The organism is Methylobacterium persicinum, assembly GCF_022179525.1.
In the GTDB taxonomy this organism is placed as follows: Bacteria; Pseudomonadota; Alphaproteobacteria; order Rhizobiales; family Beijerinckiaceae; genus Methylobacterium; species Methylobacterium persicinum.
In genome coordinates this window covers 120,723-145,014 of record NZ_BPQX01000026.1, presented here as the reverse complement: position 1 = coordinate 145,014, position 24,292 = coordinate 120,723, and the positions used below count along the sequence as shown (strand labels likewise).

The window sequence follows — 24,292 nt, the reverse complement described above, 5'->3', positions numbered from 1 at the left end:
GACCCGTGATGGTCCCGGCGTCCTTCGCCATGACGGGTCGTCAGGAGGCGATGCCCCACCCCTGCGCCAGCAGCCGATAGGATTCGTGCCGGGCCGACCTGTCGGGTATCGCGGTCACGATCATCAACTCGTCCGCCCCGACCGATTCCGCGAGCGCCCCCAGCCGCGCCCGGAGGGTGTCCGGTGCGCCCACATGCAGCTTGTCGCGTCCCTGCTCGATCCGCGCCCGCTCGGTGGGCGAGTGGGGATAGTCCAGGGCCTCCTGCAGGCTCGGGAGGGGCCGGTACTCGCCCCGCTCCCGGCGGAGCGTCGAGAGCCGGGCGCTGGCCGCCAGCCGTTCGGCCTCCGCATCCGTCGCCGCGCAGATCGCCGCGACGGCGAGGATGGCGTGGGGCTCCGTGCCGAGGCGCGTCGGGCGGAACAGGTCGCGGTAGGCCCGCATCGGCCCATCCGGGGGCATCCCCGCGAAGTGTTGCGCGAAGGCGAACCCGGCACCGATCTGCGCGGCGAGCTGCGCGCTGTAATCCGATGAGCCGAGGAGGTGCAGGGGCGGCAGGCTCACCCCTGCCGGGCTCGCCTGGATCTCTCCGAACGGATGGCCCTCGGGAAAGCCCTGGTCCCAAAACAGCAGTTCCTGCAACCGGTCGAGGAAGTCGTCGCCCCCGTTGCCCGAGGGCGCCTCCCGGCGGCGCAGGGCCCGGGCGGTGACGCCGTCGGTCCCCGGTGCCCGGCCGATGCCGAGGTCGATCCGGCCGGGGAACAGGGCTTCCAGCACTCGGAACCGCTCGGCCACCATCAGGGGCGCGTGGTTCGGCAGCATGATCCCGCCCGACCCGACCCGGAGATGGGTCGTCGCGGCGGCGATCTGGCCGATCATGATCTCCGGCGCCGGGCTCGCGACGTTGGGTAGGGCGTGGTGCTCGGCGAGCCAGTAGCGCCGGTAACCGAGGCCATCGACATGCCGGGCGAGCGCCAGGGTGTCGTGCAGGGCCTGCGCGGGCGTCGAATCCGACGTGACGAAGGAAAGGTCGAGGACGGAAAGCGGGATCATGCCCCTGACATGGGAACGCGGGGGGCGGTGCGGGAGGGCTGCGCACCACATCCGCCACCGTCTTTGCGAGCAACGCGAAGCAATCCAGGGCAGCGGGACGGCGTTAACTCTTGGCGGATGCCTGGATTGCTTCGCGTTGCTCGCAAGGACGATCAGGGTTCGACGGGGCGCCGGTGATCGAAAAGCTCACTGCAGATGGGAGAGCGATAATCCCAGACCTGCGATGCTTGCCGGCTCACGGCCGCGGGACTAGGGTCCGCGCCGCACAATTGGAGCTGAGCACGACCATGGCCTTCCTCGCCGATGTCCTCTCGCGGGTGAAGCCCTCCGCGACCATCGTGATGACCCAGAAGGCCCGGGAGCTGAAGGCGTCGGGCGTCGATGTGATCTCCCTCTCCGTGGGCGAGCCGGATTTCGACACGCCGGAGCACATCAAGCAGGCCGGCATCGAGGCGATCCGGCGCAACGAGACCCGCTACCCCCCGGTCTCGGGCATCGTGCCCCTCCGTGAGGCCATCGCGAAGAAGTTCAAGCGCGAGAACGGGCTCGACTACAAGCCCACGCAGACCATCGTCGCCACCGGTGGCAAGCACATCCTCTACAACGCCCTCCTCGCCACCCTGAACCCAGGGGACGAGGTCGTCATCCCGCGTCCCTACTGGGTGTCCTACCCGGAGATGGTCGGCCTGTGCGGCGGCACCGCGGTGTTCGCCGAGACGCGGATGGAGGAAGGCTTCAAGCTCCAGCCGGCGGAGCTCGAGCGGGTGCTCACGCCCAAGACCAAGTGGATCATCCTCAACTCGCCCTCGAACCCGTCCGGCGCCGCCTATTCGCGCACGGAAATGAAGGCGCTCACCGACGTCCTGCTGCGCTACCCGGACGTGCACGTCCTGACCGATGACATCTACGAGCACCTGACCTACGGCGACTTCGAATTCGTGACTCCCGCCCAGGTCGAGCCCGCCCTCTACGAGCGGACGCTGACCATGAACGGCGTCTCGAAGGGCTACGCCATGACCGGCTGGCGCATCGGCTACGCCGCCGGCCCGGAGACGCTCATCAAAGCCATGGACTTCGTGCAGGGCCAACAGACGTCGGGCGCCACCACCATCGCCCAGTGGGCGGCGGTGGCCGCCCTCGAAGGCCCGCAGGACCACCTCGCCACCTTCCGCGCCGCCTTCCAGAAGCGCCGGGACCTCGTGGTCTCCATGCTGAACCAGACAAAGGGCCTGACCTGCCCGACGCCGGAGGGTGCGTTCTACGTCTACCCGTCCTGCGCCGAGACGATCGGCAAGCGCACCGAGGGCGGCAAGGTGATCGAGACCGACGAGGATTTCGTCACCGAGCTGCTGATGGCCGAGGGTGTGGCCGCGGTGCACGGCTCGGCCTTCGGGCTGGGTCCGAACCTGCGGATCTCCTACGCCACCTCCGACGCGACGCTGGAGGAGGCCTGCCGCCGCATCCAGCGGTTCTGCGGCTCCCTGCGATAAAGCCAGTCCCGAGCCTGAAGGCGCCGCGAACGGGTTCCTCGGCGGTGCGGCGCCTCGTCACCGCCCCGCTTCGGTTGCCGGCTCGCCTGTGACCCCTTACACGGGCGTTCCCCGTGGCCGATGCGCCTGAAGGTTTCGCGAGCCCGCTCGGGCCTGCATGGTAGCGGGGTCGGCAGTGACGGGGCGGTCCGGACCAGTTCTCTGGGCCGCGCCTGTGAGGCTTAGTGGGCCGAGCGGCTGCAGGAGTGTCGGAGGCGCGGGGAACAGGAACCGCGGATCAGGCGCAAGGCCCACCCTATTTCCCGGAAGGCGCATCGGTTGGGTGGGAACTGTCCCGAAGCGGGGCAGGGACTGACGATCGCCTTCCGGCATTGTTCACGCTCCGGTGCGATCTTCCATAAGGGCCGGGAACCGGTCCATTGTGTAGGCGTTCACTCGGGCTCGACAGCATGCGTTCCCTGCTCACCGGAGGGATCAAGGCCATCCTGGCCATCGCCGCCCTCTCGACCGCGGCCCACTGGGCCCTGCGCCTCCAGCGCGATGCGGAAGGCCTGCCGGCGCCGGTCATGGCCAGCTTGGCCGATCCCGAGACCACCGGCTCGATCGCACCGCGTCAGACCGCGCTGCCCGCCCCCGAGGCCTTACAGACCCTGGCACCCGCTCCCGTCGCCGCCCCGGCTGCAGATGTGCGTCCGGCCCGATCCGGCCTCGACCAGTCGCATCTCGCGGCCCTGATCGCCACGGCCACCGCGGCGCCGAAGGCCAAGGTCGCCAAGCGGTAAGGCGGCCCTCCGCCGCGCCGCATGGTTCCCTTGCGCCGCGGCTCCTACCCACGTCGTGTCCGGCATGGCACCAGGGGCCCGACGCGGCGGACGCACCGCCCCCTTTCGTTCTCTCCGATGGCCATGACCGCCACCACCGCCCCGGCACCGGCCGCGGCCGCCCACCAGTCCCCTGCCGAGGGTGAGGTCGCCCGCCGCCGCCGGCTCGTCGGGATCGCGCTGATGTGCGGGGCGGTCGCCTTATTCGCGAGCCTCGATGCCTGCGGTAAGACCCTGGCCCGCGCGGGGGTCGATCCCTTCGTGACGACCTTCCTGCGCTACGCCGGCAGCGTGGCCATGATCTCCCTCTTCGTGAATCCCGTGCGCACCCCGAGCGTGGTCCGCAGCCGCAGGCTCGGGTTGCAGGTGCTGCGCTCCCTGCTGCTCTTCGCCTCGACGGCCCTCAACTTCATGGCCCTTCGCCATCTGCAGATGGCCGAGACGATCTCGATCCAGTTCGCGGCGCCCCTGACCGTCGCCCTGCTGGCCGGGCCTCTGTTAGGCGAATGGTCGTCCCGCGCCCGCCTCGCGGCGATCGGTGTCGGCTTCCTGGGGGTGCTGGTGATCGTGCGGCCGGGGGTGGGGACGATGCACCCGGCGGCGCTGCTCTGCGTCGCCAACGTCATCGTCTACGCCTTCTACGCGATCATCACGCGCAAGCTCGCCGCCTACGATTCCACGGCCACGACGATGTTCTACACGGGGCTCGCGGGCGTCACGCTCACGGTGCCGCTCCTGCCCTGGATCTGGGCGAGCCCCACGCAGTGGAGCCACTGGGCGCTGCTCCTCGGTGTCGCCCTGTTCGGCACGCTGGGGCACTGGCTGCTGGTGCTGGCCCATGCCCGGGCGCCCGCCAACGTGCTGGCGCCGTTCCTCTATACGCAGCTGCTCTGGTCGGTGACCCTCGGCTTCCTGCTGTTCGGCGACCTGCCAGGCCGGTGGACCCTCGTCGGTGCGATGATCGTCGTCGGCTCGGGTCTTTTCCTGCTCGCCCAGGACACCCGGCGCCGGCCGGCGTGAGTCCCCGCGGCGCGATGCCCGCGGGGACGACGCTCGGGTGAAAGCCGGCGCCGGGACGTCTCCCGCCTCAGCGGTGATGACGGTGACGGTCATGGCGGCGGTAGTGCCGGCGGGAGCGCATGTCGGTGCGGTAGGCGCGGCGGCCCGGGTCGATCCCGAGGGCGCCGTTGACGGTGCCCACGGCACCGCCTACCGCTCCGCCGACCACGCCGCCGACGGGGCCGCCGACCCGGTCACCTTCGGCTGCACCGCGCTGCACGCCGCCGACGAGGCCCTGGGCCTGGGCGGGCATCGCCACGGAGAGGGAGCCGGCGGCGAGCGCCGCGGCGAGAAGGGCCGTCTTGAGCGTGTGTCTCACGGGGATTCCTCCTGAAGCGTAGCCGGATTGCCGGCTCCGTCCGCTCCGAACGACCACGGCGGCAAATCGTTGCACCGAAACGTGGTGATCCGTGGGATGACGGCGCCGCCCCCGGCCGTGTGGTGAGCGCTGGCATCCGCGGGGGCCGGCTGCTAGAGAAGCGCGATGTCCGCGTCCTGCGTTCTGCGCCTCGCGCCCTCCGGGCGGCGAATTACGAGCCCGGCCGCCGCCTGAGGGCCCGCACGCGCATGACGCGGCGGGCTCCGCGGAAGGCCGGGATCCGCCGCCCGCCCCGCCGGCTGCGCGCCGGCCTCGACGCCCGATTGAGCGAGACCCGATGACCACCCCCGACACGACCGCGTCCGCCACGCAGGCCCGCGACTATTCCAAGACCTTGTTCCTGCCGAGCACCGAGTTCCCGATGCGGGCCGGGCTGCCCACCCGCGAGCCGCTGCTGCTGGAGCGCTGGGCGAAGACCGGCCTGTACGAGACAATCCGCAAGGCCGCTGCGGGGCGGCCGAAATTCGTGCTGCACGACGGCCCGCCCTACGCCAACGGCAATATCCATATCGGCACGGCGCTCAACAAGATCCTGAAGGACGTGATCGTCCGCAGCCAGGGGGCCCTCGGGCACGATGCCAACTACGTCCCCGGTTGGGACTGCCACGGCCTGCCGATCGAGTGGAAGATCGAGGAGCAGTACCGGGCCAAGGGCCGCAACAAGGACGACGTACCGGTGATCGAGTTCCGGCAGGAATGCCGGACCTTCGCCGGCCACTGGCTCGACGTGCAGCGCGAGGAGTTCAAGCGGCTCGGCGTCACCGGCGACTGGGACCACCCCTACGCGACCATGGCCTTCCCGGCCGAGGCCGCCATCGCCGACGAGCTGATGAAGTTTTCGATGTCCGGCCAGCTCTACCGAGGCTCGAAGCCGGTGATGTGGTCGGTGGTGGAGAAGACCGCCCTGGCCGAGGCCGAGGTCGAGTACGAGGAGCATGTCTCGGATACGATCTTCGTCGCCTTCCCCGTCATTAAGGGCGGCGAAGGCTTCCCCGAGGCGCGGGTCGTGATCTGGACCACGACGCCCTGGACGATCCCCGGCAACCGGGCCGTCGCGTACTCCAAGAAGATCGCCTACGGCCTGTACCGTGTGACTGCGGCGCCGGAGGAGAACTGGGCCAAGCCCGGCGAGACCTACGTGCTCGCCGACACGCTGGCGGCGACGGTATTCAAGGCCGCCCGGGTCGAGGCGTTCGAGCGGGTCGCCGACGTGCCGGCCGACACGCTCGCCGGCCTGACCCTGGCCCATCCGCTCGCCGCCCTCGGCTACGGCTTCGCCGTGCCGATGCTCGACGGCGACCACGTCACTGACGAATCCGGCACGGGCTTCGTCCATACGGCGCCGAGCCACGGGCGCGAGGATTTCGAGCTCTGGATGGCTTCGGGCCGCCTGCTCGCCGAGCGGGGCATCGACACCACGATCCCCTACACGGTCGATGCCGACGGCACGCTCACCAAGGCGGCGCCGGGCTTCGAGGGCCGGCGCGTCTACACCGAGAAGGGCGAGAAGGGTGACGCCAACAAGGCGGTGATCGCCGCCCTGACCGAGGCCGGGGCGCTCGTCGCCCGCGGGGTGCTGCGCCACCAGTACCCGCATTCCTGGCGCTCAAAGAAGCCGGTGATCTTCCGCAACACGCCGCAATGGTTCATCGCCATGGACCGGCCGGTGGAGTCCCTCGGCGACCGAACCCTGCGCGAAGTCGCCACCCAGGCGATCAATGACACCCAATGGGTGCCGCCGCAGGGCAAGAACCGCATCGACGGGATGGTCGGCAACCGGCCGGACTGGGTGGTCTCGCGCCAGCGTGCCTGGGGCGTGCCGATCACGGTGTTCGTCAACAAGGAGACCGGCGAGGTCCTGCGGGACGCGGGCGTCAACGCCCGCATCCGCGACGCCTTCGCTTCTGAGGGCGCCGACGCGTGGTTCGCCCCCGGCGCGGCGGCCCGCTTCCTCGGGGCCGACCACGATCCGGCCGCCTATGAGCAGGTCATGGACGTGCTCGACGTGTGGTTCGATTCCGGCTCGACCCACGCCTTCGTGCTGGACGACCCGGAGGCCTTCCCCGGCCTTGCGGGCGTGACCCGGATCCGCGACGGCGGCCGGGACAAGGTGATGTACCTCGAAGGGTCGGACCAGCACCGGGGCTGGTTCCAGTCCTCGCTGCTCGAATCCTCCGGCACCCGCGGCCGGGCGCCCTACGACGTGGTGCTGACCCACGGCTTCGTCCTCGACGGCAAGGGCCTGAAGATGTCGAAGTCGAAGGGCAACGTCGTCGCGCCGCAGAGCGTCATCAAGGATTCGGGCGCCGACATCCTGCGCCTGTGGGTAGCGGCCTCCGACTATACCGACGACCTGCGCATCGGCCCGGAAATCATCAAGACGTTTGCCGAGACCTACCGCAAGCTGCGCAACAGCTTGCGCTGGATGCTCGGCTCCCTGGCGCACCGGGTACCGGGCGACGACGTTCCGTTCGAGCAAATGCCCGAACTGGAGCGGCTGATCCTGCACCGGCTCGCCGAACTCGATGGCGAGATCCGCGAGGCCTACGCCACCTACGATACCAAGCGGGTCGTGGCCCTGCTCAACGGGTTCATGACCGGCGACCTGTCGTCCTTCTACTTCGACGTGCGGAAGGACGCCCTCTACTGCGACCCGATCTCCTCGGTGACCCGCCGGGCGGCCCTGCAGGTGATCGACGAGACTTTCAAGCGGGTGGTGGTGTGGCTCGCTCCGGTCCTCGCCTTCACCGCAGAGGAGGCGTGGCTCGACCGGTATCCGTCCGAGGACGGCTCGGTCCACCTCCAGACCCTGCCGGAGACGCCCTCCGTTTGGCGTGACGACACCCTGGCGGCCAAATGGCAAAAAATCCGCCGGGTGCGTCGGGTGGTGACCGGGGCGCTGGAGATCGAGCGGGCGGCGAAGCGCATCGGTGCCAGCCTGGAGGCGGCCCCCGTGGTGTCCATCGCCGATGCGGAGCTTCTGGCGGCGGTCCGGTCCCTGGGCGAGGCCGCCTTCGCGGACATCTGCATCACCTCCGCCATCACCGTCGAGGCGGGCGAGGGTCCGGCCGACGCCTTCCGCCTCGACGAGGTGAAGGGCGTGGCCGTGGTGCCGGTGCCGGCGCAGGGCCGCAAATGCGCCCGCTCCTGGCGGGTCAGCCCCGATGTCGGCGCCGACGCCGAGTTCCCCGACGTCACCCCCCGGGACGCCAAGGCGCTCCGGGAATGGGACGCGGCCCATCCCGAGGCCAGCGCGGCGTGAGGGCGAGGGCACTCTGCTCCCGCGCGGGGGCTCGTCACCGGTGACGGCGGCCTCTCCCGTCCACATCCTCATCCTGAGGTGCGGCGTCAGCCGCCTCGAAGGAGGGCTCCAGGCATCACGGCGATCCCTGGAAGGCTCCTTCGAGGCCGACGCTGCGCGTCGGCACCTCAGGATGAGGGAGCGGAGGGGAGGTGCGCCGGGGGGCTCGGCCCTCTCCCCGCAGGCGGGGAGAGGGGACGCGCGGCCATGACCCCTGCCTTAACCCCTGCCCGCGCCGGCCTCCTGGCCCTGCTCCTGACCTTCGCCGTCGATCAGGCGACCAAGCTCGGGCTGTATTTCGGCACCGACCTCGTCCTCACCCAGCCCTGGCGCTACGGCCCCTATGCCGACCTCGTCGTGGTGTGGAACAGGGGCGTGTCCTACGGGATGTTCCAGCAGGACGGGGCCCTCGGCCGCTGGCTGCTGGTGGGCCTCTCCCTCGTCGCGGCCCTGGCCCTCGGCCTCTGGATGGCCCGGGCCGGCTCCCGGCTGCTCGGCATCGCCCTCGGCCTCATCGTCGGCGGGGCCCTGGGCAACGCCGTCGACCGGGCGGTGTACGGGGCGGTGTTCGATTTCGTCCACCTCCATGCGGGAGGGTGGTCGTGGTACGTCTTCAACGTCGCCGATGCGGCCATCGTGGCCGGCGTGATCGGCCTGATCCTCGACAGCCTGCTCCCGTCCGGGCGTTCCTCCGCCCCCGGTGGGGCGCGTGACAACGCCGCGCCCCGGTTGTGATGTGTACACCACACTGTCCGAATCGAAGCTCCCGTACTGGTAGAGCCTGGCCAAGGCGCCATACGATCGCCGGAAACCGGTTTCACGCCGGACTCTGTCGGATCAGGTCGCGTGGCGACCGTCCCCGCGCCGGATCCCCGGGCGGCACCCGTGAGGCAGCATGAGCGCGCAACGCAGGCTTCGACTCCTCCTTTCCGCGGCGGCCCTGTTCCCCCTGGTGGCGGCGGGTACGGCCCAGGCGCAGCAGAGCGGCGAGCTGATGCGCGACGCCCTGTCGGGCATCGGGCTCCTGGAGAAGCAACAGGCCCCGATCGACTATCACGAGCGGCCCCCGCTGGTGATGCCGCCGAAGCTCGACGGCAACGCCCTCCCCGCGCCTCGTGCACGCGCCAAGAACGCCGCGTGGCCGAAGGACCCGGAGATCGTCGCCCGCGAGCGCGAGGCCGAGGAGCGCCGGGTGCCGAAGGGCAACCAGACCGCCGGCCGCTACAACGACAACAACGTGACCATGTCGGTCGACGAGATGCGCAACGGCCGCCGCGCCGGGGCGAACCTCACGACGTCGGCGGAGGACAAGCCCGGCGACACCGCCCGCCGTGGCTCGTGGCTCGACCCCCTGGAACTGTTCAAGGGCAAGAGCGAGGATCTGCAGGCCTCCGACGTCGAGCCGACCCGCGAGTCGCTGGTCGAGCCGCCCAACGGCTACCGCATGGCGCCCAAGAAGCTCGTGCGCACCACCGGCGAGCCGGTGAAGAACGCGAGCGCCGAGCGGGAGGAGTCCGATCCCGGCGTTTACCTGCGGTCTCAGCAGGCGCGCTGAACGGCGCGGAAGCCGGGGGCGCGGCCCGTCCGGGACGGACGGGATCGCCACCGGATCGAACATGGGTTGCTGTGGCACGCTTGCGACGAGGGCGACCTACAGCAACATAGAATTTTTCGGGTACGGTCCTCGCCGCACCCGGATCGCACAGGCTCCGCATTCCGGCCCCGCCCGTCAGGGAAGGGCCGCCGAGGGTGGAGCCGGGTAAGGACCAGCTTGATGCACCTCTTCAGGACGGCGACGCCCACCCTTTTCCCCGGACAGCGGGACGCCCGCTTCTGCGCGACCGCAGGGCGGGGGGAGGCCGCGCCCTTCGGGCGCTCGGAAGCCGGAGGCCCCGAGGTTTCGTCCTTCACCCTCGACAACAACCTCGACGTGGTGGTCGTGCCCGATCACCGGGCGCCCGTGGCGACCCACATGATCTGGTACCGCAACGGGTCGGCCGATGATCCGCTCGGCCAGTCCGGCATCGCCCACTTCCTCGAGCACCTGATGTTCAAGGGCACCGAGCGGCACCCGGTCGGCGCCTTCTCGAAGGCGGTGTCGGGCCTCGGCGGCCAGGAGAACGCCTTCACCAGCTACGACTACACCGCCTACTTCCAGCGGGTGGCCCGGGACCATCTCGGCACGATGATGGCCTTCGAGGCGGACCGCATGCACGGCCTCGTCCTCGACGACGCCGTGGTGGCGCCCGAGCGCGACGTGGTGCTGGAGGAGCGCCGGATGCGGGTCGAGACCGACCCCTCTGCCCAGCTGTCCGAGGCGATGGCGGCCTCGCTGTTCGTGCACCACCCCTACGGCATCCCGATCATCGGCTGGATGCACGAGATCGAGGGGCTGAACCGCGGGCACGCCCTCGACTACTACAACCGCTTCTACACGCCCGAGAACGCGATCCTCATCGTCGCCGGCGACGTGACCCCCGACGAGGTCCGGCGTCTGGCCGACGACACCTACGGCCGCGTCGCCCCCCGGGGCGCCCGGCCCGAGCGGCGCCGGCCGCGGGAGCCGGAGCCCCGGGCGCTCCGGCGCGTGTCGGTGGCCGACCCCAAGGTCGAGCAGCCGACCCTGCAGCGGCTCTACCTCGCCCCGTCCTGCATCACCGCCCGGGACGGCGGCTGCCACGACCTCGAACTGCTCGCCGAGGTGCTCGGCGGCGGCTCGACGTCCTACCTCTACCGGAAGCTCGTGCTGGAGCAGGGCATCGCCGTGAATGCCGGTGCCTGGTACATGGGCTCGGCCATCGACGACACGCGCTTCTCGGTCTACGCCGTGCCCGCCGAGGGGGTGAGCCTGGAGCAGCTGGAGGCGGCCCTCGACCGCACCCTGGCCCGCGCCCCGGTGGACGCCCTGGCCCCCGACGCCATCGAGCGGGCCAAGACCCGCCTCGTGGCCGAGACGGTCTATTCCTCCGACAGCCAGTCGTCGCTGGCCCGCATCTACGGCTCGGCGCTCGCCATCGGCGAATCGATCGAGGACGTGCGCCGCTGGCCCGTGGACATCGAGGCGGTGTCGCAGGAGCGCCTGCGGGCGGCCTGCGAGCGCTGGCTCTCCCCTGCCCGCTCCGTCACCGGCTACCTCACCAAGGCCCGGGATCCCGATGCCCCGGTCGCGATGGCCGCCGAGTAAGCCCGGCGCCGCCACCGCCCGCGACCGATAAGAGAACAGACGAGGCTGCCATGAACCTGGCCGACACCGACACGCACGTTGCCACGAGCCCCACGACGGCCTTGCCGGTCGTGGCGGTCCCCGGCGTCGAGGCGTGGCACGTCGAGTCCCACGTCGTGCCGATGATCGCCCTGTCCTTCACCTTCGAAGGGGGCGCGGCCCAGGACCTGGAGGGCAAGGCCGGCTGCGCGCAGATGCTGGCCCGGCTCCTCGACGAGGGCGCGGGCGACCTGACCTCCGACGCGTTCCAAGAGCGCCTCGCCGCCCGGGCCATCGAGCTGTCCTTCCATGCCGGGCCCGATGCGGTCGGCGGTTCGCTCAAGATGCTGCTCAAGCATGCGGACGAGGCCATCGACCTCCTGGCCCTGGCCCTGACCAAGCCCCGCCTCGACCCCGACGCCATCGAGCGGGTGCGGGCGCAGGTGATCGCCGGCCTGCGCTACCAGCAGAACGATCCGGGCGTGATGGCCTCCCGCCGCTTCTTCAAGGAGGCCTTCGCCGGCCACCCCTATGCCCGGCCCTCCTCCGGCACCATCGAGAGCGTCGCGGCGATCACCCGCGACGACCTGCTCGCCATGCATGCGCGGATCATCGGCCGGGGGCGGATCAAGGTCGCGGCGGTGGGCGCCATCGCTGCACCGGTCCTGGCCGAGGCCCTGACCCGGGCCTTCGGTGCCCTGCCCGAGGCCGGCGCCCTCCAGGCGGTGCCGCGGACGGAGGTTCATGAACTCGGCCGCCGGATCGTGGTGGACCTCGACGTGCCGCAATCGGTGATCCGGTTCGGCATGGCCGGCATCCCCTGGCGGGACCCGGACTTCATCCCGGCCTACGTCCTGAACCACATCCTGGGGGGCGGCGCCTTCACCTCGCGCCTGTTCCAGGAAGTCCGCGAGAAGCGCGGCCTCGCCTACTCGGTGGGCACCTCTCTCGTCAGCCACCGGGCGGCGGCAATGACCTGGGGCTACACGGCCACCAAGAACGAGCGCGTCGGCGAGGCCCTGTCGGTGATCGGCGACGAGATCGGCCGCCTCATCACCGAAGGCCCATCGGACGAGGAACTTCAGAAGGCCAAGGATTACCTCACAGGCTCCTATGCGCTGGGTTTCGACACCTCGACCAAGATCGCCCACCAGCTGGTGCAGATCGCCTTCGAGGACCTGGGGATGGACTACATCTCCCGGCGCAACGCCATGGTCGAGGCGGTGACCCAGGCCGACATCCGCCGGGCTGCCGGCCGCACCTTCGCCGACGGCAAGATGCTCGTCGTCGCCGCCGGACGGCCCGTGGGGCTTTGAGGGAGGGCGGAGCGCGAAAGGTGCCGTCCGGATTTTTGTCCCGGGCCCCTCACCGCGCCGTCATCGCGAGCGTAGCGAAGCGACCCAGGGCAGCGGGAGGCTTCCGGGGGTAGCGCATCCCTGGATTGCTTCGCTACGCTCGCAATGACGGCGGGCTCGCGACCGGCCCCCTCCAGAATGCGGCCTTACGCCAGCTTCCGCACCGCCGCCGCGGCCTCGTCGTCGACCCGGTCGACGTCGGGGGCGTCGATGTGGCGGTAGCGGGCCTGGATCAGGCCGAAGGCGCCGAACGCCATGTGGCCGGCGGCCACCAGGGCGAGAAGTGCCGCGCCATAGGGCTGGGCCCGGAGCAGGGCGAAGGCATCGCCGAGCCCCTTCGCCTCCGCCGAACTCTGGTACCACGCCGCGGCGGCGAGGAAGCCTCCGATGATCAGGAAGGCGACCCCCCGGGCGGCGTAGCCGAAGCGGCCGGTGGGCTCGGCCCAGCGCCGCCGGGCGTCGCCGTCGAGGGCGAGGCGCTTCGTCGTGTCGCCCCGCCAGGCCTGGGCGAGATAGCCGAAGCCCGTGGCGGCGACGGCGAGGCCGACCAGCGCCACGAGCCACTGTCCCAGGGGTTTGGCGAGGAGCCACGCGGTGCCATCATGCACCCCGTCTCCCCCGCCGAAGCCCAGGCCCAGGCACAGGGACGCCGCCGTCCCGGCGAGGCCGCCATAGAGGATGGCGCTCACGAGATGGCCACCGCGGACGACGAGGCCCTTCACCGAAGTCCCGCGCCGGTCGGCATCGGTGATCGCCTCCACCGCCCGCCACAGGGCGAAGCCCAGGAGGCCCAGGGCGATCAGGCCGACCAGGGGCGCGCCGAAGGGGCCGACGAGGAGGGTGCGCAGGGCATCGTGGCTGTCGCCCGGACGCCCGCCCCCGAAGGCGGCCAAGAGGGCGAGGGCGCCGACGAGGCCGTAGACGACCCCCCGGGCGCCGTATCCGAACCGGGCGAGGCGCTCGATGGTGTTGCGCCCGCCGGGAAGCGGGAGGTCGTCCGGGGCTCGCGACATGGTACCGGGGCTGCGACGGAGCCGCTCAACGCGCCAGGACCGCTTCCGTTCAGGGCCGGTTCCGTTCAAGGAGCCGGCCGCTCGGTCCGTCCGGACAGGGCGACGTAGAAACCCAGGCCGTCCTGTGCCGGCAGGGTGTGGAGGCGCTCCACGAGGCCCCGGCGCTTGGCGTCGAGGAGAAGTCGCCCGGCCGGCTGGAACAGGGTCTCCCCGCCCCCCTCCGGCGGCGGGTCGAGCCGCACGGCGACGGTCTTTCCCTTCGCGAAGCGGCTGCGCTCGATCATCTCGCGCAAGGAGGCCTCGGCCGTCACCCGGTTGGCGCCGCGCAGGTCGAGCACCGATTCGGCATCGGTGACGCCGAGGGAGCCGCGGAGCTTGGCGGCGTAGAAGTCATCGAAATGGGGCAAGGGCACTCGGCTCGCGGGTTGGAGGTTCGGCTCGCCCCCCTGATGTCGCGCAAAGGCGCGCCGCCGTCGAGTTCCCCGTCGATGGCGGGGCGATCAGCCGCCGGAGGCCCGCAGGCTGTCGAGGGACCGCCCCGCTTCCAGGAAGCGCAGCGGATCCACGGGTTCGCCGTCGATCCGGGTCTCGTAATGGAGATGCGCCCCCGTGGAACGGCCGGTGGAGCCGACATAGCCGATCACCTCCCCCGCCGCGATGCGCTGGCCGGGCCTCACCGCGATGCGGGCGAGATGGCCGAATCGGGTGGCGAGGCCGTGGCCGTGGGCGATCTCGACCATGTTGCCGTAGCCCCCGGCCCAGTCCGCCTCGGTTACGACGCCGGGGGCGGTGGCCCGGGCCGGTTCGCCGAACTCCGCCTTGAAGTCGAGGCCGGTATGGAGGGCGAAGCCCCGGGTAAAGGGATCGAGCCGTGGCCCGAACGGGCTCGACAGGGCGGGATCTCCTGCCAGGGGCCTCCGAAGGGGCAGCTCGCCGACGAGGCGCCGCATCCGCTCCCCGTCGCCGAGGAGCCGGCCGACCACGAAGACGCCGCCGTCGAATCCCTGGTGGTCGAGGCTGCGGCCGTCGAGGGGCACGAGGGGACCGCCTATCCGGGCATCCGCCGCCGGAGGCAGCAGGCGGGACGGGTCGAGGCCGGCGCGCAGGATCACGGCACGGAGCCGGGCAAGGCCCGTCTCCGCCCCCGCCGCGAGGCGGCCGAGATGGGCGCCCTGGGCCTCCTGAAGGCCGCCCAGTCGGGCTTCCAGGCGGATCAGCCCGTCCTCCGCGTCGAGGGCGCTGCGACGGCCCATCGACGCCGGGGCGGCCGCCGGCCCGTCCGAGCGCAGGCCGAAGTCCTCTTGGGGGAGCGACAGGAACTGCGCCGGCGCCCTGGCCGGGGTGACGGAGCCCGTGGTCGCTGCATCCACGAGGCCGGACAGGGCGGCCTGCCGCCGTTCCAGCTCCGCCTGCCGGTCGAGGGCGGCCTGGACCTTGGCGGCCAGGGTGGCGCCCGAGTCCGCCTCCTCCTGCCGCGCGCGGTCGATGCGCTCCTGCAGGCCGGCGATCCGTGCCTCGTAGGCCGCCCGCATCGCCATCTGGCCGGCGACCAGCCGCGACAGGGCATCGTCCCGGAAGAGCACGAAATAGGAGGCCGTCCCGGCCCAGAGGACGCTCGCCGCGAGGCCGGCGGCGAGCCAGGGCCGGCGGCGGCGGGTCGCCTGGACCGGGTTTGGCGTGGAGGTCGTTCGAAGCATCGGAGGGCCCGTCGTCGGGACCGCCATTACGCCTTGTCAAGGTTAAGGATCGGTGCCGCCCCGGGTCATGGCAGGGCCCGGGCCGCCGCCAGCACCTCCCCGGCGTGGCCGGGCACCTTCACCTTCGGCCAGATCCGGGCGATCCGGCCCTCCCGGTCGATGAGCACGGTGGTGCGTTCGACACCCATGTACTTGCGGCCGTACATGCTCTTCTCGACCCAGACGCCGTAGGCCCCAAGGACCTCCTTCTCCTCGTCGGAGGCGAGGGGAAAGGCGAGGCCGTACTTGCCGCAGAACTTGTCGTGGCTCTTCACCGGATCGGGGGACATCCCGACGATCCGGACGCCGGCCGCCTCGAACTCGGGCAGGAGGGCGTTGAAGTCCTGGGCTTCGAGCGTGCAGCCGCTCGTGTCGTCCTTGGGATAGAAGTACAGGACGACCTTGTGGCCTTTGAGGGCGGCGAGGGCGATGCGCCCTCCACCGGAGGCGGGAAGATCGAAATCCGGGGCGGGATCGCCTTCGCTCAGAGCCATCGTGCCTTCCTTTCGGCCGATTGATGGTGTGGGTGGGGGCCGGTTCCGGCACCCCTGCTCGGACAGCCAAGCCCGGTGCGCCGCCGCTGTAAAGGTCGGCCGCGCCCCGATCCACCGCATGCGGGCGTCCCGTCCCGCAGGGCGACCACCGAACAGGAAGACCCGGATCCAAGGGGCTCGATGGCGGATCTGAAGATCACGAGTCGCCCTCCGAGGGGGAAGTCGAGCCACTGGGGCTGGCGCTGCCTGCTGGGCATGGCCGGAACCGTGCTGCTGCTCGGCCTCGCGATCGGGGTCGCGGCGATCCGCCTGTCCAACGGGCCGATGCGCATCGACGGCCTGTCGGCCAGCGTCGCCCGGGCCGTGGCCGAACGAATCGGCCCCGGCTGGTCCATCGCCATCCGCGGCAGCAGCCTCGAGCTGGACCGGGAGAACGCCCTGGCCCTGCGCTTCACGGGCCTCGACATCCGCAACCCGCAGGGGGCGCTGGTGGTCCGCGCGCCGCTAGCCCTCGTCAGCCTCGACCCCTGGGGGCTGCTGCACCTCAGCCTCCAGCCGCGCTCCATCGAGTTCCGGGACACGCAGACCACGGCCCTGGTCCACAAGGACGGGTCCATCGCGTTTGCGGCCTCCGAGGCGTCCCAGCCGGTGGATATCGAGCCGCACACGCCCCCGAGCGTCGATGCCGCCCGGGGCAACGTCTCGCCCCTCTCGGCGGCCCTCGCCTCGATCGTCGGCATCGTGCTCGATCCCGGCGGGGTGGTCGGCGCCCTGGACCGGGCCCGGATCACCGACGCGAAGATGCGCCTCATCGACGACGACGGCAGGGAGCGGGCGGTCTTCGCCCGGGTGAACGGCCTGTTCGGGCGCGATCCCGTCAACGGCACCCGCAGCTTCGAGTTGCGCCTCGACGGCCCCCACGGGGAATGGCGCTTCGGCGGCAGCCTCCACGAGACCGAGGCGGGCCTCCGTGCCGGGCGGATCACCCTGGACGACCTGCCCGTCACCGATCTCCTGCTGCTGGCGGGCCAGTCGGGCCTGCCCCTCACCACGGACCTGAAGCTCTCGGCCAAGGCCGATGTCGGGCTGCAGAACGGCCGCATCACCGCCCTGAACGCCAAGGTCCGCACCGGCGACGGGACCTTCCTCATCGAGGAGAAGGACTTCAACCCCGTCACCATCGACGACATCACCGCGACCCTCAGCTGGGACGAGGCCGCCCGGACCATGGCCCTCACCAGCCTCGATTACGGCGGCGGCGGCAACAGCCTGCACCTGACGGGGACCTGGGCGCAGAGCGCGCCCGGCGCCGACTCCGCCTGGACCGCCACCCTGTCCGGCCGCGACGGGGTCCTCCGGGGCGCCACGCCCAAGGATGTGCCGGTGCGCCTCGACAGCCTTGACACGCACCTCACCGGCCGGGGCGGCGGCATCGTCATCGATGACTTCGCCGTCTCCGGGCCGGGGGTGAAGGGACATATCACCGGCACCGTCGGCACCGAGGCCGACGACGGCGGCATCAACCTGCACATCAACGCCAGCGACGGCGAGGTGCGGACCTTCCTGCGCCTGTGGCCGGAGCACATCGCGCCTGCGGTGCGCTACTACCTCACCGACCAGCTCCGGGCCGGCCATGTGGATACGGCCGACATGAAGGTTGTCATGAGCGGCACGGAGATCGCCGAGGCGACCAAGGGCGCCCCCCTGCCGGACAAGGGGCTGAACATCGCCTTCCGGGTCTCGGACGCGGCCATCGACGTGTCGTCGGACGCGCCGCCCGTGGTGAAGGGCACCGTCAACGGGGTCATCACCGGCCGCACCACGACGATCCGGGGCGTCACCGCCGAGGTGAAGGGGCCGGACGGGCGCGCCCTCTCCCTGGCGGACGGGAGCTTCGTCATCCCCGAGGCCAGCCCGGACCATGTGATCGCCCAGATCGGCATGCGCCTGTCCGGCGGCGCCGACGGCCTCGCCAGCGTGCTGGAATCGAAGCTGTTCAAGAGCCTGCTGACGGTGGATCTCGACCCGGCGACCATCAAGGGCAACGCCGACCTCAGGGTCGACTTCCCCCTCGATCTCAAGCACATCCCCGACCTCGCGGACATGCCGATCACCCTCTCGGGGAACCTCGCCGACCTCTCGGTGGACAAGGTGGTCGGCAAGGACCGGCTGGAAGCGGGCCGCTTCACGGTGGCCTACGACAAGGGCAGCTTCGCCCTGAAGGGCGACGGGCGCGTCGGCGGCGCGCCGATCACCGTCGACCTGCACCAGCCCAAGATTGGCGCCCCGGGCGAGGCGGTGATCTCCCTGGCCCTCGACGAGGCCCTGCGCGCGAAGAAGGGCCTGCCCGTGGCGCCCCAGATCTCGGGCACCATCCCGGTCCGGGCCGTCGTAGCGATCGGCAAACCCGGGACCGGCAAGACCCCGGTGCGGATCGAGGCCGACCTCACCAAGGCCGGGATCGACGGCCTGCTGCCGGGCTTCACCAAGGCCCCGGGCAAGGCCGGCAAGCTCGCCTTCACCCTGACGGACCGGGAGGGCGGCTACGACCTGCGGGACATCGCCCTCGATGCCGGGCAGGCCACCGCCCGCGGCAGCGCCACGATCGCCGCCGAGGGCGGCCTGGAGCGGGCGGAGCTCACCACCGTCAAGCTCTCGCCCGGGGACGACCTGCGGGTCGCCGTGGACCGGGCGGGCAACGCCTACAAGGTGGTGGTCCGCGGCGCCGTCGCCGACGCGAGACCCTTCCTGAAGTCCCTGACCGGCTCCGAAGGCAAGGGCGGGAAGGAGGCGAACCCGAAGGAGATCGACGCCGACATCCAGGTGCCGATCGTCACCGGCTTCAATGAGGAAGCCATCACGAACGCCAACTTCAAGCTGTCCCTGCGCGGGCACGACCTGCGCGCCGCCACGATCTCCGGCCGCTTCCGTTCCGCCCCCCTCGTGGCGAACGTGACCCGGGGCGAGCGCGGGGCGCCGACGCTCGCGGTGGAATCGGGCGATGCGGGGGCGACCCTGCGCTTCCTCGACATCTACAAGCGCATGGTCGGCGGGCGGCTGGCGGCCGGCATCGGCCTCAACGACGGGCCGCAGGCGGGGGTCGTGCAGATCCGCGACTTCACCCTGCGCAACGAGCCGGCCCTGTCGAGCATCATGGCCCAGGGGCCGGAGCCGGCGGAGCCCGAGCCCCCCCGCGGCCGCAAGGCGCCCGCCGCCGCTCCGGGGCAGGCCACCGGCTCCGTGACCTTCGACCGGATGCGGGCCAACTTCGTGCGCAGCGGCAGCCGGGTGGACTTCTCCGATGCGGCGATCTCGAACGCGGCTCTAGGCTTCACCCTGTCGGGCTGGCTCGATACCGGCCGCGAGCGAACGGACATCAACGGCACCTTCGTGCCGCTCTACGGGCTGAACAACGTGGCCGCGCAGCTTCCCATCGTCGGTCCGCTCCTCGGAGGCGGCAACAACGAGGGGCTGTTCGCCGTGAACTTCCGCGTCTCCGGCCGGCTGTCGAGCCCGGACGTGACGGTGAACCCCCTCTCGGCCATCGCGCCGGGCTTCCTGCGCAAGCTGTTCAGCGCCGGGGGCGGCCCCTTCGCCGAGGGCATGCCGGGCGTGCCGCCGGGGGACCGATAGGGATCCCAAAGGACGAGTCCTTTGGTGGGGTCCAGGGGCAATGCCCCTGGGATCCTGTCGCAGGGCGCCGCCCTGCGCCCGCCAGAGGGCTTCGCCCTCTGGACACCCCCTACTTCTCCACGAAGGCCTTCTCGATCACGAAGTGACCGGCCTCACCGTGGTTGCCCTCCTCGTAGCCGCCATCGGCCAGGAGCTGGCGCGTGTCGCGGATCATGTCGGGGCTGCCGCAGAGCATGAACCGGTCGGCGTCGATGGCCATGGGCGGCAGGCCGATATCCTCGAACAGCTTGCCGGAGACCATCAGGTCGGTAATCCGCCCACGGTTGCGGAACGGCTCGCGGGTCACGGTCGGGTAGTAGATCAACTGGTTGGCGATCATCTCGCCCAGGAACTCGTGCTTGGGCAGGTCCTGGGTGATCGTCTCGCCGTAGGCGAGTTCCTGCACCTGCCGGCAGCCGTGGACCAGCACGATCTTCTCGAACCGGTCGTAGGTCTCCGGGTCCTTGATGATCGACAGGAACGGGGCGAGGCCCGTGCCGGTGCCGAGCAGGTAGAGGTGCCGGCCCGGCATGAGGTTGTCGAGCACCAGGGTGCCGGTGGGCTTCTTGCCGACGATGATCGGGTCGCCGACCTTGAGGTGCTGGAGCTTCGAGGTGAGCGGCCCGTCCGGCACCTTGATCGAGAAGAACTCCAACTCGTCCTCGTAGTTCGCCGAGACCACCGAGTAGGCGCGCAGCAGCGGGCGGCCCTCGACCTCCAGGCCGATCATCGTGAACTCGCCGTTGCGGAACCGGAACGCCGGGTCCCGCGTGGTGCGGAACGAGAACAGGTTGTCGGTCCAGTGGTGCACCGACAGCACCCGCTCTTCGTAATACTTGCTCATCGCGGCATCAGTCCCCACAGGCTGGCTTGGTCTGGCGATTTGGGAGTTGGCACGGCTTTTCTCGCGCTGCGGCAGGCGCGTCAAGGCACGCGACGCCACAGCCGGCGCAGAAGTGAAGCCCCTGGAATCGTTCGAATTTCTTAAAGGTCCGTCGCCGTCTCCAGGGGAACGAGGCCGGCTTCGATCTCTGCCCGGCGCGGTTCGAGGAACGGCGGCAGGGCCAAGCGCTCGCCGAGGCTTCCCAAAGGCTCGTCCGAGGCGAAACCCGGTCCGTCGGTGGCGATCTCGAACAGGATGCCGTTCGGCTCGCGGAAATACAGGCTGCGGAAGTAGTAACGGTCCACGGGGCCGCTCGACGGGACGCGGTTCTGGCGCAGGCGGTCGGCCCAGGCTTCGTAATCCGCGTCGGGGATGCGGAAGGCGACGTGGTGGACGCCGCCGGCTCCCGCCCGGGCGGGCGGCGCGGCATCGGGCAGGAGCTGGATTTCCGCCGCCGGGCCACCGGGGCCCATGCCGAAGACCTCGATCCGCCCCTCCGGTGCATCGAAGGCCCGCTCCGGGCGCATGCCGAGAAGGTCCATCAGCACGGCGCCGGTCCGCTCCGGATGCGCCACCGACAGGCGAATTGGCCCGAGGCCGCGGATCTGCTCCGGGCCCGGAACGGGGGAGCGCTCCCAGGGATGAGCTTCTCCCACCCCGCCATCGTCCACCAGAGCGAGTCGTTGGCCCTCCGGGTCCTCGAAATCGAGGGTGAGGCGCCCGTCGCGCATCTCCGGCGCGGCCCGCCGGGCGCCGGCCCGGTCGAGGCGTTCGCACCAGCGGTCGAGGCTCCCGCCCGCCACGCGCAGATGCGTCCGGCTGATGCTGCCCGAGCCCCGCCGCTCAGGGGCCGCCGGCCAGTCGAAGAAGGTGATGTCGCTGCCGGGGCTCGCCAGCCCGTCGGCGTAGAACAGGTGGTAGGCCGAGACGTCGTCCTGGTTCACCGTCTTCTTCACGAGGCGCATGCCGAGCACCCGGGTGTAGAAGGCGAGGTTGCCCGGCGCACGGGCCGTGACCGCCGTCAGGTGGTGGATTCCGGTGAGCTGCATGGTCTCTCGGGGTCGCGGCGTGGTGGCCATTCACATGGCGCCTCACATGGCGCCCCGCCGCCGTCATTGCGAGCGAGAGTGAAGCAATCCAGGGATGCGCCATCGTCCGAGACGGGCCGCCCTCGATTTCGTCACCGTATTCGCAAGGATGGGAGAGGGCTCCCTAAAGGTCCCCGAAGGCCAGCTGACCCTGGTTGCGCCGTGCCCGCGGCGGCGCCTTCTCCCCGGCCTTCACCGGCTTGGCGGAGGCGGCCTTGCGGGGCTTGGGATCGCCGCGCAGACGGGCCACGGCCTTGTCCCGGGCCACCGCCTCGGGGGCATGCGGGTCGTCGGTGAGCCACTTGCCGCGCTTGATCACCTCGTTCACCCGGCCCTGGTTCACGCCAACCTTGAAGGCGATCTCCTGTTGGGTCATCCCCGTGCTGGCGTGCAGCTCCAGGATCTGGCGGGCGAGGTCCGGGGTCATCTTCTGGCCGGTGAGGCGGCGGGCCGGCTTCACCGTGCGGGTGGCGCGGTCGCGTTCCCGCAGGCGCTCCAGAAGGGCGAGCGCCATGTTCATGCCGTGCTCGCGCAGGGCTTCCTCGAATTCCTTGAGCGTCGCCATGGGCGCCGTCCTCCGCCGGGCCGTGCCAGATCTGGTAGTCCGTCCCGGGAGGAGAACGTGGCGGGAACGGCGAAGTTGCGCAAGCGGTTGCACGACCCGCACGGGCAGGGGCGACCCGGCGCACCCACTCATCCACCGGAAACCGCCGATGGTGCCGATCCTGGCCTTTCGGCCGCCTCCGGGCTAATCCGGCGCCGTCCGACGAGGCGGCGAGGCCGGCGGTGAGCCCGACAGCATGACGACTGCGTGGATTCCCCTCCTGGCCCTGCTCCTCTCCGCCGCCCTGTCGGCGGGGCTGATCCTGCGTCTGATGCCCCTCCTGCGGCGTTACGCCCTCGCCCGGCCGAACGCCCGCTCCAGCCACGTGGTGCCCACGCCCCAGGGGGGCGGCATCGCCGTGGTGACGGCCCTCGTCACGGTCTCGGGCCTGCTCGCCGGGGCGCCGGAAGTGGGCCCCCGCGATGCCTGGACGTGGCTCGCGGGCGGGACCCTGGCGCTGGCCGTCCTCGGGGCGGTGGACGACCTGCGCCCCCTCCCCGCCCTGCCCCGGCTGGCCGTGCAGATCCTCGTGGTCGGCCTCGTCGTGTCCCGGCTCGACGGCCGGCTCGTGCCCGAGATCCCCGTCTGGCTGGAGCGCGGCCTCGCCACCCTCGCCGGACTGTGGTTCGTGAACCTGACCAACTTCATGGACGGGCTCGACTGGATGACCGTCGCCGAGATCGTCCCCGTCTCGGCCGCCCTGGGGCTGCTCGGGCTCGCCGGATACCTGCCCCTCCTGCCGACCCTGGTGGCCGCGGCGTTGCTCGGGGCCATGCTCGGCTTCGCGCCGTTCAACCGGCCGGTGGCGGGCCTCTTCCTCGGCGATGTCGGCTCCCTGCCCATCGGGCTGGTGACGGCGTGGCTCCTCTGGCACCTCGCCGTGGCGGGGGGCCTCGCCGCAGCGATCTTGCTGCCCCTCGTCTACCTCGCCGACGCGAGCCTGACGCTGATCGGCCGCGCCGCAAGGCGTGAGCGGATCTGGGAGGCCCATCGCGGCCACTTCTACCAGCGGGCCACGGTGAACGGGCTGACCGTCCCGGGCGTCGTCGGGCGGGTCTTCCTCGCCAACCTCGTCCTGGCCGGGCTCGCGGCCGGGACGGTGATGCGCCCGTCCTGGCCGGCGTCCCTCGCCGCCCTGGCGGCGGGGGCGGCCGTGGTGGCGATCCTGCTGCGCCGCTTCGCCCACCCGCGGCAGCGCCAGCCAGAGGAGAGACACCCATGACGGGCCTCGTGGCGCTCACCGGGGCGACGGGTTTCATCGGCCGGCACCTGCTCGCCGACCTCACCGCCCGGGGCTACCGGGTGCGGGTGCTCCTGCGCCGGCCCGTCGAAGTGCCGCCGGGGGCGGCCAGCGCGGTGGTGGGGGACCTGACCCGCCCGATCAACATGGCCGCCGCCCTCGCCGACGTGGACGCGGTGGTCCACTCCGCCGGCCTCGCCCACGCCATGTCCGGCGCGCCCGAGGACGATTATCGCACCCTGAACACCCAGGCGACGGCCCGCCTCGCCCAGGCGGCGGAGCGGGCGGGGGTGCGCCGCTTCGTGTTCCTGTCCTCGATCCGCGCCCAGACCGGGGCGACTGCCGCGGGCCCCGTGACCGAGGCGGACCCGCCGCTTCCCACCGATCCCTACGGCCGCTCCAAGCGCGAGGCGGAACTCGCCCTCGCGGAGACGGGCCTCGACTGGGCCGCCCTGCGGCCGGTCCTGGTCTATGGGCCGGGCGCGAAGGGCAACCTGGAGGCGCTGCTGCACCTTGCCCGCTCGCCCTACCCGCTTCCCCTCGGGGGCCTGCGCGGGCGGCGCTCGCTGATTTCTCTGGAAAGCCTGTCGGCGGCCGTGGACACGCTGTTGCGGGCGCCCGGGCCGCTCAGGGCATCCTTCATCGCCGCCGACCCGGATCCCCTGACGCTGCCGGAGATGATCGCGGCCCTGCGGGAAGGCCTCGGCCGCCGGCCGGGTCTCCTGCCCGTGCCGGAGGGGCTGGTGGGCCTCGCCTGCCGGCTCACCGGGCGTGGGGAGCTGTTCGAGCGGGTGGCGGTCGGCCTCGTCGCCCGCGCCGACGGCCTCACCCGCCTCGGCTGGCAGCCTGCCATGCCAACACGGGACGGGCTGGCCCGGCTGGCGCGGGGGTGATGCGGTGCGCA

20 protein-coding genes are annotated in these 24,292 nt (G+C 71.4%); 11 read left to right on the top strand and 9 right to left on the bottom strand.

The window, feature by feature from the left end; translation table 11 throughout:
• Positions 1-40: 40 nt before the first annotated feature.
• Entirely contained in the window at positions 41-1,051 is a 1,011-nt protein-coding gene (locus tag MFF22_RS11540) for an LLM class flavin-dependent oxidoreductase (protein WP_238249110.1), read from the bottom strand.
• Between the two features lie 287 nt (positions 1,052-1,338).
• Between MFF22_RS11540 and MFF22_RS11535 the strand changes: the two genes are divergently transcribed.
• The 3 genes from MFF22_RS11535 to MFF22_RS11525 all read left to right on the top strand — a co-directional run bounded on the left by MFF22_RS11535 (position 1,339) and on the right by MFF22_RS11525 (position 4,382).
• Complete coding sequence (locus MFF22_RS11535; protein ID WP_238249109.1) at positions 1,339-2,541, top strand: pyridoxal phosphate-dependent aminotransferase; 1,203 nt, start codon at positions 1,339-1,341, stop codon at positions 2,539-2,541.
• 449 nt (positions 2,542-2,990) lie between these two features.
• Positions 2,991-3,323 (top strand): hypothetical protein, encoded by a 333-nt coding sequence (locus MFF22_RS11530; RefSeq protein ID WP_238249108.1) that lies wholly within the window; start codon positions 2,991-2,993, stop codon positions 3,321-3,323.
• Positions 3,324-3,446: 123 nt separating this feature from the next.
• Positions 3,447-4,382: a DMT family transporter gene (locus MFF22_RS11525; protein WP_238249107.1), complete on the top strand. Its 936-nt coding sequence runs from the start codon at positions 3,447-3,449 to the stop codon at positions 4,380-4,382.
• Between the two features lie 67 nt (positions 4,383-4,449).
• Here the strand turns inward: MFF22_RS11525 and MFF22_RS11520 are convergent, their stop codons facing one another.
• Positions 4,450-4,674: a hypothetical protein gene (locus MFF22_RS11520; RefSeq protein WP_238249164.1), complete on the bottom strand. Its 225-nt coding sequence runs from the start codon at positions 4,672-4,674 to the stop codon at positions 4,450-4,452.
• 403 nt (positions 4,675-5,077) lie between these two features.
• Here MFF22_RS11520 and ileS point away from each other — a divergent pair, with 403 nt between their 5' ends.
• From ileS to MFF22_RS11495, 5 genes are all read left to right on the top strand, one after another.
• A complete protein-coding gene (gene ileS, locus MFF22_RS11515; protein WP_238249106.1) occupies positions 5,078-8,062 on the top strand; it encodes an isoleucine--tRNA ligase in 2,985 nt (994 codons plus the stop codon).
• Between the two features lie 246 nt (positions 8,063-8,308).
• Positions 8,309-8,836 (top strand): signal peptidase II, encoded by a 528-nt coding sequence (lspA, locus tag MFF22_RS11510; protein ID WP_238249105.1) that lies wholly within the window; start codon positions 8,309-8,311, stop codon positions 8,834-8,836.
• Positions 8,837-8,996: 160 nt separating this feature from the next.
• The gene (locus tag MFF22_RS11505) at positions 8,997-9,656 is read left to right on the top strand and encodes a hypothetical protein (protein ID WP_238249104.1); all 660 of its coding nucleotides are present in this window, start codon (positions 8,997-8,999) and stop codon (positions 9,654-9,656) included.
• Positions 9,657-9,875: 219 nt separating this feature from the next.
• Positions 9,876-11,285 carry a M16 family metallopeptidase gene (locus MFF22_RS11500; RefSeq protein WP_238249103.1) on the top strand — a complete coding sequence of 470 codons (1,410 nt, stop codon included), beginning with the start codon at positions 9,876-9,878 and terminating at the stop codon, positions 11,283-11,285.
• A gap of 50 nt (positions 11,286-11,335) precedes the next feature.
• A complete protein-coding gene (locus tag MFF22_RS11495; protein ID WP_238249102.1) occupies positions 11,336-12,619 on the top strand; it encodes a M16 family metallopeptidase in 1,284 nt (427 codons plus the stop codon).
• A 185-nt stretch (positions 12,620-12,804) separates the two neighbouring features.
• Here MFF22_RS11495 and MFF22_RS11490 read toward each other — a convergent pair whose 3' ends face one another.
• The 4 genes from MFF22_RS11490 to MFF22_RS11475 form a co-directional block, all read right to left on the bottom strand.
• Positions 12,805-13,671: a DUF1206 domain-containing protein gene (locus MFF22_RS11490; protein WP_238249101.1), complete on the bottom strand. Its 867-nt coding sequence runs from the start codon at positions 13,669-13,671 to the stop codon at positions 12,805-12,807.
• Between the two features lie 65 nt (positions 13,672-13,736).
• Positions 13,737-14,078, bottom strand: coding sequence for a hypothetical protein (locus MFF22_RS11485; protein WP_238249100.1), 342 nt, complete (start codon positions 14,076-14,078; stop codon positions 13,737-13,739).
• 93 nt (positions 14,079-14,171) lie between these two features.
• Positions 14,172-15,368: a M23 family metallopeptidase gene (locus tag MFF22_RS11480; protein ID WP_238249099.1), complete on the bottom strand. Its 1,197-nt coding sequence runs from the start codon at positions 15,366-15,368 to the stop codon at positions 14,172-14,174.
• A 65-nt stretch (positions 15,369-15,433) separates the two neighbouring features.
• On the bottom strand, positions 15,434-15,901 hold the full coding sequence (locus tag MFF22_RS11475) for a peroxiredoxin (protein ID WP_238249098.1): 468 nt from the start codon (positions 15,899-15,901) through the stop codon (positions 15,434-15,436).
• Between the two features lie 255 nt (positions 15,902-16,156).
• Here MFF22_RS11475 and MFF22_RS11470 point away from each other — a divergent pair, with 255 nt between their 5' ends.
• On the top strand, positions 16,157-19,534 hold the full coding sequence (locus tag MFF22_RS11470; RefSeq protein WP_238249163.1) for a YhdP family protein: 3,378 nt from the start codon (positions 16,157-16,159) through the stop codon (positions 19,532-19,534).
• A gap of 109 nt (positions 19,535-19,643) precedes the next feature.
• On the opposite strand, the gene MFF22_RS11465 is transcribed toward MFF22_RS11470, so the two are convergent.
• The 3 genes from MFF22_RS11465 to MFF22_RS11455 all read right to left on the bottom strand — a co-directional run bounded on the left by MFF22_RS11465 (position 19,644) and on the right by MFF22_RS11455 (position 22,109).
• Positions 19,644-20,417: a ferredoxin--NADP reductase gene (locus tag MFF22_RS11465; RefSeq protein ID WP_238249097.1), complete on the bottom strand. Its 774-nt coding sequence runs from the start codon at positions 20,415-20,417 to the stop codon at positions 19,644-19,646.
• Positions 20,418-20,557: 140 nt separating this feature from the next.
• Positions 20,558-21,505 (bottom strand): ring-cleaving dioxygenase, encoded by a 948-nt coding sequence (locus MFF22_RS11460; RefSeq protein ID WP_238249096.1) that lies wholly within the window; start codon positions 21,503-21,505, stop codon positions 20,558-20,560.
• 163 nt (positions 21,506-21,668) lie between these two features.
• Entirely contained in the window at positions 21,669-22,109 is a 441-nt protein-coding gene (locus tag MFF22_RS11455; protein WP_238249095.1) for an RNA polymerase subunit sigma-70, read from the bottom strand.
• 235 nt (positions 22,110-22,344) lie between these two features.
• Between MFF22_RS11455 and MFF22_RS11450 the strand changes: the two genes are divergently transcribed.
• Together MFF22_RS11450 and MFF22_RS11445 are read left to right on the top strand one after the other, a co-directional pair.
• Complete coding sequence (locus MFF22_RS11450; RefSeq protein ID WP_238249094.1) at positions 22,345-23,370, top strand: MraY family glycosyltransferase; 1,026 nt, start codon at positions 22,345-22,347, stop codon at positions 23,368-23,370.
• On the top strand, positions 23,367-24,281 hold the full coding sequence (locus MFF22_RS11445) for an NAD-dependent epimerase/dehydratase family protein (protein ID WP_238249093.1): 915 nt from the start codon (positions 23,367-23,369) through the stop codon (positions 24,279-24,281). The genes MFF22_RS11450 and MFF22_RS11445 overlap by 4 nt, the downstream gene beginning before the upstream one ends.
• Positions 24,282-24,292 lie beyond the last annotated feature (11 nt).